Source organism: Methylomagnum ishizawai (assembly GCF_900155475.1).
Taxonomy (GTDB): domain Bacteria; phylum Pseudomonadota; class Gammaproteobacteria; order Methylococcales; family Methylococcaceae; genus Methylomagnum; species Methylomagnum ishizawai_A.
Genome location: NZ_FXAM01000001.1, coordinates 680,924 through 694,178 on the forward strand (window position 1 = coordinate 680,924; position 13,255 = coordinate 694,178).

Annotated in this window: 17 protein-coding genes; 9 read left to right on the forward strand and 8 right to left on the reverse strand. The window is 63.2% G+C overall.

Going from position 1 to position 13,255, the window contains the following annotated elements; genetic code table 11:
* Nucleotides 1–37 precede the first annotated feature (37 nt).
* Genes B9N93_RS02990 through B9N93_RS03005 form a run of 4 tightly spaced genes read right to left on the reverse strand, consistent with a single transcriptional unit; the run spans nucleotide 38 to nucleotide 2,626 of the window.
* Nucleotides 38–628 (reverse strand): CPBP family intramembrane glutamic endopeptidase, encoded by a 591-nt coding sequence (locus B9N93_RS02990; RefSeq protein WP_085210748.1) that lies wholly within the window; start codon nucleotides 626–628, stop codon nucleotides 38–40.
* A gap of 6 nt (nucleotides 629–634) precedes the next feature.
* Complete coding sequence (locus B9N93_RS02995; RefSeq protein WP_085210750.1) at nucleotides 635–1,180, reverse strand: SRPBCC family protein; 546 nt, start codon at nucleotides 1,178–1,180, stop codon at nucleotides 635–637.
* Nucleotides 1,181–1,221: 41 nt separating this feature from the next.
* On the reverse strand, nucleotides 1,222–1,698 hold the full coding sequence (locus B9N93_RS03000) for a CYTH domain-containing protein (protein ID WP_085210752.1): 477 nt from the start codon (nucleotides 1,696–1,698) through the stop codon (nucleotides 1,222–1,224).
* 7 nt (nucleotides 1,699–1,705) lie between these two features.
* Nucleotides 1,706–2,626, reverse strand: coding sequence for a LysR family transcriptional regulator (locus tag B9N93_RS03005; RefSeq protein ID WP_085210754.1), 921 nt, complete (start codon nucleotides 2,624–2,626; stop codon nucleotides 1,706–1,708).
* A 120-nt stretch (nucleotides 2,627–2,746) separates the two neighbouring features.
* Between B9N93_RS03005 and B9N93_RS03010 the strand changes: the two genes are divergently transcribed.
* The 3 genes from B9N93_RS03010 to B9N93_RS03020 all read left to right on the forward strand — a co-directional run bounded on the left by B9N93_RS03010 (nucleotide 2,747) and on the right by B9N93_RS03020 (nucleotide 5,076).
* The gene (locus B9N93_RS03010; protein ID WP_085210756.1) at nucleotides 2,747–3,202 is read left to right on the forward strand and encodes a YybH family protein; all 456 of its coding nucleotides are present in this window, start codon (nucleotides 2,747–2,749) and stop codon (nucleotides 3,200–3,202) included.
* A 281-nt stretch (nucleotides 3,203–3,483) separates the two neighbouring features.
* Nucleotides 3,484–4,065 carry a superoxide dismutase gene (locus B9N93_RS03015; RefSeq protein ID WP_085210758.1) on the forward strand — a complete coding sequence of 194 codons (582 nt, stop codon included), beginning with the start codon at nucleotides 3,484–3,486 and terminating at the stop codon, nucleotides 4,063–4,065.
* 132 nt (nucleotides 4,066–4,197) lie between these two features.
* Nucleotides 4,198–5,076, forward strand: a complete 879-nt coding sequence (locus B9N93_RS03020) for a hypothetical protein (RefSeq protein WP_085210760.1) — start codon at nucleotides 4,198–4,200, stop codon at nucleotides 5,074–5,076.
* A gap of 25 nt (nucleotides 5,077–5,101) precedes the next feature.
* On the opposite strand, the gene mepA is transcribed toward B9N93_RS03020, so the two are convergent.
* From mepA to B9N93_RS03035, 3 genes are all read right to left on the reverse strand, one after another.
* Entirely contained in the window at nucleotides 5,102–5,920 is an 819-nt protein-coding gene (gene mepA / locus B9N93_RS03025; RefSeq protein ID WP_085210762.1) for a penicillin-insensitive murein endopeptidase, read from the reverse strand.
* An 80-nt stretch (nucleotides 5,921–6,000) separates the two neighbouring features.
* Nucleotides 6,001–7,050 carry a hypothetical protein gene (locus B9N93_RS03030; RefSeq protein WP_085210764.1) on the reverse strand — a complete coding sequence of 350 codons (1,050 nt, stop codon included), beginning with the start codon at nucleotides 7,048–7,050 and terminating at the stop codon, nucleotides 6,001–6,003.
* Entirely contained in the window at nucleotides 7,043–8,311 is a 1,269-nt protein-coding gene (locus B9N93_RS03035; protein WP_176225105.1) for a hypothetical protein, read from the reverse strand. The genes B9N93_RS03030 and B9N93_RS03035 overlap by 8 nt, the downstream gene beginning before the upstream one ends.
* 140 nt (nucleotides 8,312–8,451) lie before the next feature.
* Between B9N93_RS03035 and B9N93_RS25290 the strand changes: the two genes are divergently transcribed.
* Nucleotides 8,452–8,598, forward strand: coding sequence for a hypothetical protein (locus B9N93_RS25290; RefSeq protein ID WP_176225060.1), 147 nt, complete (start codon nucleotides 8,452–8,454; stop codon nucleotides 8,596–8,598).
* Nucleotides 8,599–8,605: 7 nt separating this feature from the next.
* Here B9N93_RS25290 and B9N93_RS03040 read toward each other — a convergent pair whose 3' ends face one another.
* Nucleotides 8,606–9,025, reverse strand: a complete 420-nt coding sequence (locus B9N93_RS03040; protein WP_085210766.1) for a secondary thiamine-phosphate synthase enzyme YjbQ — start codon at nucleotides 9,023–9,025, stop codon at nucleotides 8,606–8,608.
* A gap of 178 nt (nucleotides 9,026–9,203) precedes the next feature.
* Between B9N93_RS03040 and B9N93_RS03045 the strand changes: the two genes are divergently transcribed.
* The 5 genes from B9N93_RS03045 (at nucleotide 9,204) to B9N93_RS03065 (ending at nucleotide 13,144) form a co-directional block, all read left to right on the forward strand.
* Nucleotides 9,204–10,052 carry a S1C family serine protease gene (locus tag B9N93_RS03045; RefSeq protein ID WP_254899324.1) on the forward strand — a complete coding sequence of 283 codons (849 nt, stop codon included), beginning with the start codon at nucleotides 9,204–9,206 and terminating at the stop codon, nucleotides 10,050–10,052.
* A 216-nt stretch (nucleotides 10,053–10,268) separates the two neighbouring features.
* A complete protein-coding gene (locus B9N93_RS03050; RefSeq protein ID WP_085210770.1) occupies nucleotides 10,269–10,766 on the forward strand; it encodes a hypothetical protein in 498 nt (165 codons plus the stop codon).
* A gap of 35 nt (nucleotides 10,767–10,801) precedes the next feature.
* Nucleotides 10,802–11,092 carry an HPr-rel-A system PqqD family peptide chaperone gene (locus B9N93_RS03055; protein WP_125468806.1) on the forward strand — a complete coding sequence of 97 codons (291 nt, stop codon included), beginning with the start codon at nucleotides 10,802–10,804 and terminating at the stop codon, nucleotides 11,090–11,092.
* Nucleotides 11,089–12,006 carry an HprK-related kinase A gene (locus tag B9N93_RS03060; RefSeq protein ID WP_085210774.1) on the forward strand — a complete coding sequence of 306 codons (918 nt, stop codon included), beginning with the start codon at nucleotides 11,089–11,091 and terminating at the stop codon, nucleotides 12,004–12,006. Before B9N93_RS03055 ends, B9N93_RS03060 begins: the two co-directional genes overlap by 4 nt.
* Nucleotides 11,999–13,144 (forward strand): nucleotidyltransferase domain-containing protein, encoded by a 1,146-nt coding sequence (locus B9N93_RS03065; protein ID WP_085210776.1) that lies wholly within the window; start codon nucleotides 11,999–12,001, stop codon nucleotides 13,142–13,144. The genes B9N93_RS03060 and B9N93_RS03065 overlap by 8 nt, the downstream gene beginning before the upstream one ends.
* Nucleotides 13,145–13,255: the final 111 nt, after the last annotated feature.

Consider the following 13,255-nt stretch of genomic DNA (forward strand, 5'->3'; position numbering starts at 1 on the left):
CGGGGATGAGCCCGTGCATAAACCCGAACCGGAGATGCTAGGCGCTCTGGCGGCGGATATAGGTCTGGGCCACGGCCAGGAAGGCTAGGAAATCGTAGATGGCGTGGATGAGGATCGGTATTACGAGGTTGCGCTCGCCGCCGAAATCCAGGGTCCAGCCGAGATAGGCTCCGGTCAACCCCGCCAGCAGGCCATATAGCGGCGTCACCCAATGCACCAGGGCGAATACCATATTGCTGAACACCAAGCCGCCGATCCAGCCCCAATCCTGCTCGAACCAGGGTTGCAGGAAACCCCGGAACAGGATTTCCTCCGACACCCCGGCCAGGAAGCCCAGGTATAGCAATTCGGTCCAATGGCAACGGCACAGCAGCGGCCCTAGCTTGCTGACCAGGAATTCCTTGATCTCGCGCATCCCGGCGATGGGGAAGCGGTAGCTGAGGGCGAACAGCAGGTACAGCGGCAACGTGCCCAGCAGCCCTAGCAGCAGGCTGCCGGGATCGAGGCTCCAGGCGGACAGGGGATCGATGGCGGCCAGCCAGCCCAGGCCATAGGCCAGGACGATCAAGCCACCCTCGAAGCCGGTGGCCAGCCAAAGGAATTGGGTCTTGGTGGGAAGATAGGGCATGGGGGTTCAGGCGTCGTCCAGTTTCAGGCTGAGGTGTTGGGGGTGGGCGGGATCGCCCAGTTTGCGGGCCAGGGCGGTCAGGTAGACATCCATCACGCCATGGTAGGACAACACGAAACGGTCGAAAAACCGCAACAGGGGGTGGTGGATGCTTTCCCATTCGGTGAGGGTGAGCAAGGTGCCCGTGCCGTCCGGCTCGAATTCGTAGGTCCAAGCGCCCGCCAGCGGCAGGCCATCGTTGTCGATCTGGGTGACGAGGCGGCGCGGTGCCGCGCATTCCACCACCTGGAAATGCACCCGGCCCAAGCGGCCGCAGACCTCGAACCAACTCGGCAAACCCCCGCATTCCGGTCCCAATTCGACCCGGTCCAGGCCCGGTCGCCATTCGGGGTAGGCCGTGAAATCCAGGATGACCGCCCAGACTTGTTCCGGGGTGGCGCTGAGCCGGATGCGGCTGACCGCATGGTGGGTTTTGGGCAGGCGCGCGCCGATAAAGGCCGCGGCCATGGCGGCGAGGACGAGGATCGAGAGCAGGCTCAGGAACAGGTTCATGGGGGGGTGCGCGGGGGGATGGGCGCGGATGCGCCCTGGGGTCATGAAACCCGCCAGAGCTTATAGGGGTGGCTGGCGAGGCAGGTGTTGTAATAGCGGGGGTCGTGGGTGACTTCCGCGCCCGCCCAGGCCGGTTTCTCGAAAACCTCGTCGGGGCTGCCCAACTCGATTTCCGCCACCACCAAGCCGGCGTTGTCACCCTCGAACACATCGATTTCCCAGGTGTGCGGGCCGTTGTCCAGGTAGTGGCGGGTTTTCTCGATGATGGGCTTGCAACTCAGCAGGTCCAGCATTTGGTGGGCGTCCCGGACCGGAATCTCATATTCGAACTCGTGGCGCTGCGCCCCGACGGTGACGCTCTTGAGATTCAGCCAAGCCCGCCCACCCGCGACACGCACCCGCACCGAGCAATGCTTTTCGTCGTTGAGGTAGCCCTGGCGGAAATGGGCCGGATCGCGGGCCGCGCTCCGCCAGCTATCGTCCACGACCAGGAATTTGCGTTCGATTTCCAGGTTCATGCGCGGCTCAGTCGTTCTGCGCCCATTCTTCCCAATAGGGCTTGGGATGGAAGCGCTCGTGCAGGAAGTCCACGAAGGTGCGCACCTTGGCCGAGAGGTGTTTGCGGTGCGGATAGACCGCGTGGATTTCCAAGGGGGCCGGGATGTAGTCGGTCAAGACGGCTTGCAGGCGGTTCTTGCGGATATCCTGGCCCACCATATAGGTCGGCAGCAAGACCAGCCCCAAGGCGCTCAAGGCCGCCATGCGCAGGGCGTCGGCCACGTTGGATTGCATGGTGCCGCCGACCTTGATCACGGTGGTTTCGCCGCCCGGCACGCTGAACTGCCATTGGTCGCGCGGCGGCAGGCTGGAATTGACCAGGCAATTGTGCTTGCGCAGGTCGTCCGGGGTTTTGGGCGAGCCGTGCTTCTTGAAATAAGCGGGCGAACCGCACACCACCCGCTGCGAACTACCGAGCTTGCGCGCGATCAGGCTGGAATCCCTGAGTTCGTCCAAATGGATGGCGAGGTCGAAGCCTTCCTCGATCAAGTCCACATAGGAGGCTTGCAGGATCATCTCGACGTTCACGTCCGGGTAGATTTCGGTATAGGCGGCGACCGCCGGGGCCAGATGGTAGGCCCCGAAGAACGGCGTGGCGTTCACCTTCAAGGTGCCGCGCGGCTCGGTTTGCAGCCGGGTGACGGCGATTTCCATCTCCTCCATCTCGTCGAGGATCTGGAGGCAGCGTTCCAGATATACCATCCCGACTTCGGTGAGGCTGAGGTTACGGGTGGTGCGGTTCAACAGCCTGATCCCCAGGCCGTTTTCGAGTTGCATCACATGTTTGGTCGCCATGGCCCGCGACAGGCCGAGTTCCTTCGCTGCCGAGGCGAAACTGCCGGCTTTGGCAACCTTGGTGAAGACCAGCATGCTGGTGAGTTTGTCCATAGGGCTGGGGGCTTGTGGTTATGGAAACAATTAGTAGAGTTTATTGGGCATTGTAAACGAAATATGGTTTCCTATAATCCGCCTCGCTTCTATCCTGCTTGGATTTTTCGGAGAACCACAATGAAACGTAGCTTAGGGCTATTGCTAGCTTTAGTCACTAGCGCCGGAACGGCGCGGGCGCAGGGCGACGACGCCCGCCAAATCGCCGAAACCAGCGCCGCGCAATGGAACGCCGCCTTCGCCAAAGGCAAGGTCGATGCCATCGTCTCGCTCTACGCCGACAACGCCATGCTGCTGCGTCCGGACGGGGCGGTGTCGAGGGGGGCGGGCGAAATCCGCGCCTTCTGGCAGAACGTCATCCAACGCGGCGAATACGCCATGGATATCGTCAGCGTGACCGAGGACCACAAGGACACCATCGTCGCCACCGCCGAACTGTCCGGCGTCCAGACCCAGGGCGGGCAGCCGGTGACCAAGCACCGCTACGGGGCCGTGCTGTACAGCGTCCTCAAGCGCCAGCCGGACGGCACTTGGAAGGCCAAGGTGCAGAAATGGAACGACGACCATAGGATCTAAGCCCATGCCCGCTGGTGCGCGCCGCCCAGGAGGTTGTCCATGACCTCGGCTGATCGATTCCGATGAAAGAGCTTCCGTCGAAGCTCTTTTTTTTGCCCAAAGTTTCAAGGGCTTGCAAGGATTCCGCGAGATTTCCGCCACAGTCTGTCCACCTGGGAATGCTTTATCCGCTTCCGAGGCCGATGGTAGACTAGATTCCCTACTGTTTTGCTTGGAATTGCAGGCCCGTCCATGAACGGGTCGGCCTTAGTCAAAAACAACCTATGAAAGGAGTATGAGAGATGACCCACGAACTTCCCCCGCTGCCTTACGAGAAGAACGCCCTGGAGCCTTACATCTCCGCGGAAACCCTGGAATACCACTACGGCAAGCACCACCAGACCTACGTCACCAACCTGAACAACCTGATCGCGGGCACCGAGTTCGCCGATCTGTCCTTGGAAGACATCGTCCGCAAGTCTTCCGGCGGCCTTTTCAACAACGCCGCCCAGGTGTGGAACCACACTTTCTATTGGAACGGCCTGAAGCCGGGCGGCGGTGGCGAACCCACCGGGGCGCTGGCCGAGGCCATCAACCAAGCGTTCGGTTCCTTCGCCAAGTTCAAGGAAGACTTCGCCAAGACCGCCGTGACCACCTTCGGCTCCGGCTGGGCCTGGCTGGTCAAGAATGCCGATGGCGGCTTGGCCCTGGTCAGCACCACCGGTGCCGGTTGTCCCTTGACCGCTGGCCAGACCCCGCTGTTGACTTGCGATGTCTGGGAACACGCCTATTACATCGACTACCGCAACGCCCGTCCCAAGTATGTCGAGGAGTTCTGGAACCTGGTGAACTGGGATTTCGTCGCGGCCAATTTCGCGGCTTGATGCCACGCCAGCCGCCGCGGTCGGCTTGACCGCGGCCAAGAAGCCGCCGGGCTGTCCGCGAGGAAACCGGCGGCTTTTTCGTCGGCGGGCGCTTGGCGGACAATAGCCGTTTTCGCCCGCCGAGTTCCGCCCGTGACGCCCGATCCCGCCCTTGCCGATTGCCTGCCCCGTTTGGCCGAGCGCCACCGCTCCGGGGAATTGGGCGATGCCGTCTATGCCGCCGCCTATTTCCTGGCGTGGCAGATCGCCCTGCATGGCCGCCGCTATGCTTCCCGCCAATCCAAAGCCGATCCCAAGCCCGAGGCCGATGTGTGGTTGCCGCGCTTCGCCGGGGACGGCGATACGGGGTTGCGGACCGCGCTGGTCGAGGCGTTCGAACGCCAGTATTTCCTGGGCGTGATTCCCAATGTGCCGGTGGCGCTCGCGGCGTGGCTGCGCGGCGACTGGCCCTTGACCCTGACGACCGCCATTCCCAGCCCAGAAACCGTGCTGGACATGCAGGTAGCGGGCACCCGTCCGGTCACGGTCGTGGCCGATTATGCCAGGGCGCTGAATCCGGTGCTGACCCATGCCAATGGTTTCGCCTTCCTGGTCCACGATCTGGAACACGCCTATAAATTCTTCCACGATCCGCGTTCGCACCGGGCGCAGCGGCGGTTTTTCGGGTTGCTACGGGAGGCGGTGCGGGCGGGCCGGTTCGATGCCTACCGCCGCGATCCCGTGTTCGACGAGCGTTTCGATTATCTGATGAGCGATATGAATACCCATGTGGTGCATAGCCTTAGGTTCCTGGGCGCGGTGTTGATCGAGTGCCTGTTGCGCCGCGAGGGCAAGGGTGGCAAGGAGGCGCTGTCGGTGGAAGCCGAGGCGGAATTGGTCGGTTTCCTGCGCGGTTTGGGCGGATTGTGGCGTTTTCCGGCGGGGGCGGGCGTGGCCTTGGGGCGCTTGGTGCGGGGCGGGTTCGGGGAAGAAGAAGCGCGGTTGATCGAGGCGGCGGTGTTGGCCAATTAGCCCGGATTCCGCCGCCGCATCCGGGCTATGGGTCCGCCAGTACCGTCCGGCAGGCGGAGGGCAGGGCCGGTTTCGGCTCCGAAGGCTTGCTGGGCAGGGCCGGATGCTGGTGCAACCACCAATCCAGGCTGGAATCGCAGCCTTCGCCCAAGGGGATGGGTTCCTGGCGCACGCAGGCCGGGCTGTCGGGCGGGCAGGCGAGGCGCATATGGAAATGGTCGTCGTGGTGGTACCAGGGGCGAATTTTACGCAGCCAATCGCGGTCGCCCGCCACCGTGCGGCACAGTTCCCGTTTGATATAGGCGTTGACGAAGATGCGGTCCACGCCCGGCAGGTGGGCGGCGGCTTGCAGGACGCGGATATGGCGGTCGCTCCACAGTTCGTAATCCAGCCCACGGGCCGCGCTGTTCAACAGGCTGGGCGCAGGGATGTTGGAACGCATCCGGTCGGCGCGGGCATGCAGGCCGGGGTTCAGGTCGAACCACACATCCACGTCCAGCCCCGATTGGTGGCTGCGGTGGCCGAACGGCATGGGACCGCCCCGCGCCAGCCCCAAATCCCCCACATGCAACAGGCCGATGCCCTGGGCGGCTTTCTCGCCCAGTTCGCGCACGGCGTGGACCAGCGAGGGGTGGCCGTAATTGCGCCGCCGTTCCAGATGCATGACCACATAGCCCCGGCCTTCGGTGGGCAGGGCGGCGGCACCGTCGATGCAGCCGGCGCTGGTCTCGCCGATGGAGCGGGGCATGCCTTCGCTGGGACCGGGAACTTCCGACCAGGGGTTGGCGTGGCCGGGGCTGGATGCCAGGAACAAGGATAGGAGCGCGATACGGATGGCGTGCATGGGAATAGGGCCGTGGGAAGGAAGGATTCGCGCCCCCGCGTCCGGGGGCTGGGTGAAAGTGTAGCGGCGGTCCGGGAAGTTCAGCGCCGCGCCGTTTCGGGGTCTTCGCCTTCGCCCAGGGACAGGCGGCGCTTGGCGTTCGAGACCCAGCCTTTGGCGCGGGCGACCTTCACGTCGTGGATTTCCTCTTCCAGCATCAAGCGCTGGCGTTCCAGGGCCAGGAGTTCGATTTCCCGGCGCAGGTGATGCTCCACGTCGGTCAGGGCTTCGGTGCGCAGGTTTTTTTCGGCGAGGTCGGCTTCCAGTTCCATCTGCCGCAACCGGGCCTCGTGGCGGATGCGCTCCTCGCGCAGACGGACCTCGCTGTCGATTTGCTCGGTGTAGCGTAATTCGTCCGCCGACAAATCGGTCCGCACCTGCTCGGTTTCGTGGGCTTGTTTCTGGCGGCGCAGTTCGGCTTCCTGCTTGTGCAGTTCCAGCATTTTCGCCTCGTGTTCCAGCTTGAGCTGGTGTTCGTGGAGTTGGCGGTCGTAATGCTCGCGGGCGAGGCGCTCGGCGCTTTCGCGGCGGCGGCGCAGGAGTTCGAGATAGACCTCTTTGTGCTTGGCGTCGCCGCTCAGGGTGTGTTCGTCCAGACTGTCGGGACTGGCGAACACGATATCGATGGCGCAGCGGGCGCGGCACTGGATTTCCCGTAGCGCCAAGAGTTCGTGGACGATGTCCTCGATGCGGCGCTCGACCTGGACGGCGTCCTCTTCCATTCGCCCGGTGGGTTCCAGCGTCCTGAGTTCCTGCTCGGCGGCATCCAGCAACAGGGTTGCGTAGCTGGATTTGATCAAGCCCCCCAGGTCGGCGATATGTTCGAGATGCTCGCGGGCGAATTTGAGGGTGGGTTGGAACCGCACCGACAGCCGGGATTCGACGGTGCAGAACGGTCCGAGGCGCAGGGGTTCCACCGGGATCGGCCAATCCTCGATGTTGAGTTCGTGGACTTGGTGGAAGAAGCGCCGGGTGTATTGCTTGGGGCGGGCGTAGACCTTGAGGAACGGCCCGAGCTTGGACACCACGATGCGGCGGTCGCCCTCGAAACCGGCTTCCCAGCGGGGTTCCGGCGCGTTGTATTCATCCATGGCCTTTCCTCCGTAGGGCTTCGGCCAGTTTGTCTTCCGGGCCGGGCAAGACTTTCAGCTCGGGGCTTTTGCGGGCGTTCAGGTTCATGCGTTCGGCGATCAAGGGATAGAGGTTGGGGGCGAATTCCACGGCGCGGTCGCTCATTTTGCGGAGATAGCCGCGGTTGAGCAGGAAAGCCACGGCGAACATGCGCGACCAATCGGACACGCGCCGCGCCCGTTCCAGTTCGGTACGCTCGATGACGAATTCGAGTTCGTCGTTTTTGTTGATGGTGAATTCGCCGAATTGCCGCAATCCTTGGTAGGCGAGGTCTTTTTCCTCTTCGGTGAGGGGGCCGGGTGCGGTGAATTCCAGCCGGTAGGACAGGACCAGCACGAAGAAATCCACCATCGAGGCACAGGCCAGGGCGAACCAGGACACGTTGTCCCACATGGCGAAGGAAGGTGTGACGCCCTGGGTGAATTCGGCGTGGGAACCCAGCCGGGGCGGGACGATGGGGGACAGGCCGTGTTCGGACACCAGGGTTTCGGCACTGGTTTGGAGGGTCTGGAAATCGAGCAGCAGGCGGGCATAGCGGGCTTCGTCGTCCATCTTGGCGGCGAACGCCTTGAGGCTACCACGCAGCGCGGTCGAATCGGCTTCCAGTTGTTGGAAGCGGGATTCGAGTTGCTTGAGCTTGGCCTGTTCGACCTGGAGGATTTCGTTGTAATGGCCCCAAACCGGGCCTTTGCCAATGGGATGCCGCGAACCGCGCATGGCGGGCAGCGAACCCAGGTAGGCTTGGGTAGCTTGTTCCGCCGCCTGTTCGATGCGCTGGCGCTGGACGGCGGTGATCTGGCTCTTGAGTCCGACCACGGCAGTCATATAGGTGTCGACCGCGGCTTCGAGCTGGCTTTGCCGCTGGATCAGCATCGAATCGCGCTGCGAGAATTCGTAGAACTTGAAATAGGAGAACGACACCGACACCGTCAGCGCCACTAGCAGGGAAAGGACCACCATCAGGAACCGCGGCGGATTGGCCCGCCAATGCATCCCGGCCAGTTCCAGGGTGCAGATGACCACGATGGATTGCACCGCGATGGTGATGACCAGGGCGATCCAGGCGGTGATGAAATGGGACAGTCCGTAATAGGTGGTATAGCCCGAGGCGAAACTGAGCAGCAACACGATGGGTACCGACCAGACCCGGAGCAGTCCCACGAAGGTGGATTGCACCGTGTTCAGCCATTGGCCGATATGCCATGCGGCGGCGGTACTCATGGACCGGCTCCCGCCGAGGACGTTGGCGCTAGGGAAGGGGTGACGCGGTGGGGCATGGGCATTTTTTGGATAATGTGGTGATGGCGGAGGCTGGGCGGTATGCTAGTGTCTTACCAATCGATTTGGGAAGATGCGCCGCCATGGCAATGTTTTGGTTGTTTTTGACGCTTGTGATCGTGCTGGTGGTCGGCAACGCCCTGACCCTGTTGCGGACGGCGAAAAAGCCGAAAATCCCCGGAGGCGTCCGGCCCAAGCCCTACCAGGACGACGACGAAGCTGGCTGGTGAGGCGGCTTTATTCGCCGATGATTTTCACCAGCACCCGTTTTTTGCGCTTGCCGTCGAATTCGCCGTAGAAAATCTGCTCCCACGGCCCGAAGTCCAGCCGGCCCTCGGTGATGGCGACCACCACTTCCCGGCCCATCACCTGGCGCTTGAGGTGGGAATCGCCATTGTCCTCGCCGGTGCGGTTGTGCTGGTAGCGGCCGAGGGGGGCGTGTGGGGCCAGTTGTTCCAGCCAGGACTCGAAATCGCGGTGCAGGCCGGACTCATCGTCGTTGATGAACACCGAGGCGGTGATGTGCATGGCGTTCACCAGCACCAAACCTTCCCGCACGCCGCTTTCGAGCAGGCAGGTTTCGATCTGCGGGGTGATGTTGAGGAAGGCGATCCGGCTCGGGGTGTCGAACCAGAGTTCTTTGCGATAGCTTTTCATGGGCCTGAAGCTCCGGGGCAAGGAAGGGACGGCTGGCCGCGCCGGGGCGCGGCGACAAGCGAATGGTGCGGCGGAAGCCCCACGGTCCGCAAGTTGAAATTTGGCCGCGCCGGTCCGGGTTGTCGGTGGGATGCGAATTGTCACCTTGACATGGGTTAACATGCGGTAAAATTGCGTGATGGATCGCAGAATCGTCGTGGTATTTTTGATAGGGCGATGGCTGGGGAAGGGCGATGCCGCCGCCAATAGCCGTCGCTGTGGCGGCGGGATGTACCGTGGTTTGATTCTTGCCTTATTTTGCCGGACGCTCTTGCTGGATTGCGGGTCGGCGGGTGCCAACGAACTGGCCGACACCGTCGCCAAGGTCAAACCCTCCATCGTCGGCATCGGCACCTACCAACACACGCGGACGCCGCCCGCCGTGTTCCGGGGCACCGGCTTCGTGGTGACCGATGGCCTGCATGTGCTGACCAACGCCCACGTCCTGCCCGCGACGGTGGACCCGGCCAAATTCGAGAGCTTGGCGGTGTTCGCGGCCGATGGCAAGGGGCAGAACGCCCGGCAGGCGGCGGTGGTCGCCGTGGACCCGGATCATGATACGGCGTTGTTGCGGATCGGGGGAACGCCTTTGCCGGCGTTGCGGTTCGGCGATGGTGGCAAGGTGCGGGAAGGCGAGGAATATGCGTTCACGGGCTTTCCCATCGGCGTGGTGTTGGGTTTGTACCCCGTGACCCACCGGGGCATTGTGTCGGCCATCAGCCCTATCGCCATTCCCCAGCTCAACGCCAAGAGCCTTGATCCCAAAATGGTCCACCGTTTGACGACGCCCTATGAGATATTCCAATTGGACGCGACCGCCTATCCTGGAAACAGCGGTAGTCCTCTTTACAGTATCAAAACCGGCGAGGTAGTGGGTATTCTCAACAAGGTGTTCGTGCAGGAATCCAAGGAAAACCTGCTCGAAAGACCCAGCGGTATCAGTTATGCCATACCGATTAAGTATGCCGTTGATTTGATTGCAAAATAGATGTTTGTTTTGGCCGGCGCCCTTGCTGGGAGGTTGACCCCGATGCCGTCATTGGATACAAAGGCGTCCGGGTTCGGCCCGGCGCGGGGGAGCAGTCCCAAAACCCGTCGACAGGGGGCCATGCTTGGGTTTTTCGGCCCATGTTGTAACCGTATAGCACCGACTTATACCGCGCTATCCGCGCGTTGTCCAACTTGCCTATGAGAGGTTAGGGTTATGTCCGATGAAAACAAAAAGGCGGGGGTATTCGCCGAGCGGCGTGAGCGATCCACAGGGTTGAATTCGACCGCGGTGCCGGATTTCACCAAGCGGCGTTTGGTCCGGGGCGCGGTGGCGGGAGCGCCCGTGTTGCTGACTTTGCGCAGTGGCGCATTGGCGGCGGAATCCTGTAGTGGGGTTCAATCGGCGGGTATCAATACGGCGAATGTCACGGGTGGCAGTGGTACGATCCAGGCCGCGATCCAGGCCGGTACGGGCAGCCCGCCCTATACGCCCGCCCAAGGGGATTACTGCGTCACCCAATATTTCACATGCTCGAACACCAGCAACACCTTTCCGCGTGTGCAGAGCGATCTGCCCTTGGATGTGAATTCTTCCATCGGCGTCGTGACCGAGACCAGTTCGGGTTCCGGTGTCTACCAATGTAAGAATCTTTCGGGGACCCCCTTGAATGGCGCTTTGGCTATCGCGAGTTCGGTCACCAGTTTTTATTGACCGGGGGTGGCGCGGTGCTGGAAGCCGGGGGATCGATGCGGAGAGCGGTATCGGCGGATGAATTGCTATGGCAGGATTGGGGCGACGACTACATCGTCTACCAAGCTTCTTCCGGCGAAACCCATGTTTTCAATCAAACCACCGCCTTGATCTTGGAACGACTCAAACAGGGTCCGGCCTCCTTGGAACAGGTGTTGGTTTGGATCGTGCATTTGCTGGGAATCGAGCCGCAGGAGTTGGCCCTCGACCATTTGCGGATCGCCGCCAAGCGTTTGGATGAGCTGGGCCTGATCGAGTGGGTGGAACCGGCCCCGGCCCCTCCATGACCGTAGGCGGTTTGCCAGTGCCGACCGTGGCATCCTTGCTGGGCGGCGCGGGGTTGGCGGTTCGGATCGGACCTTTCAATATCAGAATCCGGGCGGTGCCGACGCGGTTGGCGGCGACCCTCCACCACCTCTATGGGCTGTATCCCCTGGCGCGGCCCGATGACTTCACCGATATCCACGTCGAGATCGCCTGGACCCACGCCTTGCGCCGCTGGATCCGCCCCCAGGTGTTGTTCCTGGTCGATGGCCGCCCCCCCTTCGCTCCGCATCCCGCCGAACACGCTTTTCCCGCCTTGGAATGGGGTATCAATTGGTGTGTGGCCACCCGCGCCCATCATTTCCTGATGCTGCATTCCGCCGTGGTCGAGCGCGGCGGTCACGCGATGTTGTTTCCCGCCGCGCCGGGTCACGGCAAATCCACCCTGTGCGCCGCGCTCATCCATTCCGGCTGGCGTTTGCTGTCCGACGAGTTCGGCTTGGTCAGGCCGGAGGACGGCCTGTTGCTGCCGATGCCGCGCTTGATCCCGCTCAAAAACGAGTCCATCGCGGTGCTGCGGCGGTTCCGGCCCGAAGCTGTGATCGGTCCTTCCTTCCACGGCACGCGCAAGGGCACCGTGGCCCATGTCCGGCCCCCGGAGGACAGCATCCGCCGCGCCGGCGAACCCGCCCGCGCCCGCTGGTTGGTGTTTCCGCGCTGGGCGGCGGGCGCAACGCTCCGCCTCGATCCCTTGCCGAAAAGCCAAGCCTTCCTCATGGTCGCCACCAACGCTTTCAATTACGAGGTGCTGGACGAAACCGCCTTCCGGCTGGTGGCGGAGATGGTGGACGCCTGCGATTGCTATGCGCTGGTCTATTCCGACCTCGACGAGGCCATGGCCCGTCTCGACGCCTTGTGCCGCGACGCCCATGGCTAGCGGCGCGGAACCGACCCAAAAGGCGCGGAGCCTGTTGCTGGCGGCCCTGCGCGATCCTGGCGGTTTGCCCGCGCGGTCGGCCAAGGAGTGGGAGTTGCTGGTGCGCCTCGCCCGCTCCGTCCGCTTGCTCGGGCGCTTGGAGGCCGATTTGGCGCGGATGGGCCTGCTCGGCGTGATCCCCCGCCCGGCGGCGGATCATTTGACGGCGGCCCGCCGTGTGATCGAACACCGCAACCGCTTGGTGGCCTGGGAAATCGACCGCATCCTGTGGGCGCTGAAGGGCTGCGAAGTACCCCTGATCCTGCTCAAGGGTTCGGCTTATCTGCTGGCCGGTTTGCCGCCGGCCCGGGGCCGGATTTTCGCCGATGTGGATTTGCTGGTACCGGAAACCGGGATCGGTGAAATCGAATCCCGCTTGACCGGGCGCGGCTGGTTCCAGCTCAAGCTCGACCCCTACGACGACCGTTATTACCGCCTGTTGATGCACGAGGTGCCGCCGTTGCGCCATCGCGAGCGCGGCACCGAGATCGATATCCACCACCGCATCCTGCCGCGCAGCAGCCGCCTCCCGTCCGAACCCGCGCCCTTGTTCGCCGCGGCCCGGCCCCTCGGCGAGGGTCGCCTCCACATCCTCGCGCCCATCGACATGGTGCTGCATTCGCTGGTGCATTTGTTCCTGGAGGGCGATCCGCAAGAAGGCTTGCGGCTGCGGGATTTGCTGGATACCCACGATCTGCTATGCCATTTCGGCGCGGTGCCTGGCTTCTGGGAGGACTTGCTGCCCAGGGCGCGGTTGTTGGGTTTGGAGCGGCCCTTGTACTACGGGCTGTGTTTCGCCCGGCGTTTCTTCGCCACCCCGGTGCCGCCGGAGGTGGTCCGCGCCGTCGAGGCCGTGGCCCCGCCCCAGCCCTTGGGCGGGTTGATGGATTATCTGTTCGGTTTCGCCTTGTTGCCGGACCATCCCGATCATCCTAGCCGCCGCGCGGCGGTGGCCCGTTGGCTGATCTATGTCCGCGCCCATTGGTTCCGCATGCCCACCGCCACCCTCGCCAGTCATTTGGCCTACAAGGCTTCCCTGAGGCTGCGCGGGGTCCGCAAGCGGGTCGATCTGACCCGGTTGGATTTGCGCCAGCAGTGAGGGCCGGGGGTGTTTCCCGGCGCGGAAAATCCGGTTAGAGTGGATAGCAGGCCCGCGCCGGAACCTCTGGCCCCGGCGCGGCTCCAGGCGCTTGCCTCGACCCAACTCCTA

Bases quoted from the DNA above. Each gene is read 5' to 3' on its own strand.
- B9N93_RS03060 (WP_085210774.1), top strand. From the start codon at position 11,089: ATGACCGTAGGCGGTTTGCCAGTGCCGACCGTGGCATCCTTGCTGGGC.
- B9N93_RS03040 (WP_085210766.1), bottom strand. From the start codon at position 9,025: ATGAAAAGCTATCGCAAAGAACTCTGGTTCGACACCCCGAGCCGGATC.
- B9N93_RS02990 (WP_085210748.1), bottom strand. From the start codon at position 628: ATGCCCTATCTTCCCACCAAGACCCAATTCCTTTGGCTGGCCACCGGC.
- B9N93_RS03055 (WP_125468806.1), top strand. From the start codon at position 10,802: ATGCGGAGAGCGGTATCGGCGGATGAATTGCTATGGCAGGATTGGGGC.
- mepA (WP_085210762.1), bottom strand. From the start codon at position 5,920: ATGCACGCCATCCGTATCGCGCTCCTATCCTTGTTCCTGGCATCCAGC.
- B9N93_RS03010 (WP_085210756.1), top strand. From the start codon at position 2,747: ATGAAACGTAGCTTAGGGCTATTGCTAGCTTTAGTCACTAGCGCCGGA.
- B9N93_RS25290 (WP_176225060.1), top strand. From the start codon at position 8,452: ATGGCAATGTTTTGGTTGTTTTTGACGCTTGTGATCGTGCTGGTGGTC.
- B9N93_RS03035 (WP_176225105.1), bottom strand. From the start codon at position 8,311: ATGAGTACCGCCGCCGCATGGCATATCGGCCAATGGCTGAACACGGTG.
- B9N93_RS03015 (WP_085210758.1), top strand. From the start codon at position 3,484: ATGACCCACGAACTTCCCCCGCTGCCTTACGAGAAGAACGCCCTGGAG.
- B9N93_RS03000 (WP_085210752.1), bottom strand. From the start codon at position 1,698: ATGAACCTGGAAATCGAACGCAAATTCCTGGTCGTGGACGATAGCTGG.
- B9N93_RS03065 (WP_085210776.1), top strand. From the start codon at position 11,999: ATGGCTAGCGGCGCGGAACCGACCCAAAAGGCGCGGAGCCTGTTGCTG.
- B9N93_RS02995 (WP_085210750.1), bottom strand. From the start codon at position 1,180: ATGAACCTGTTCCTGAGCCTGCTCTCGATCCTCGTCCTCGCCGCCATG.
- B9N93_RS03030 (WP_085210764.1), bottom strand. From the start codon at position 7,050: ATGGATGAATACAACGCGCCGGAACCCCGCTGGGAAGCCGGTTTCGAG.
- B9N93_RS03050 (WP_085210770.1), top strand. From the start codon at position 10,269: ATGTCCGATGAAAACAAAAAGGCGGGGGTATTCGCCGAGCGGCGTGAG.
- B9N93_RS03045 (WP_254899324.1), top strand. From the start codon at position 9,204: ATGGATCGCAGAATCGTCGTGGTATTTTTGATAGGGCGATGGCTGGGG.
- B9N93_RS03005 (WP_085210754.1), bottom strand. From the start codon at position 2,626: ATGGACAAACTCACCAGCATGCTGGTCTTCACCAAGGTTGCCAAAGCC.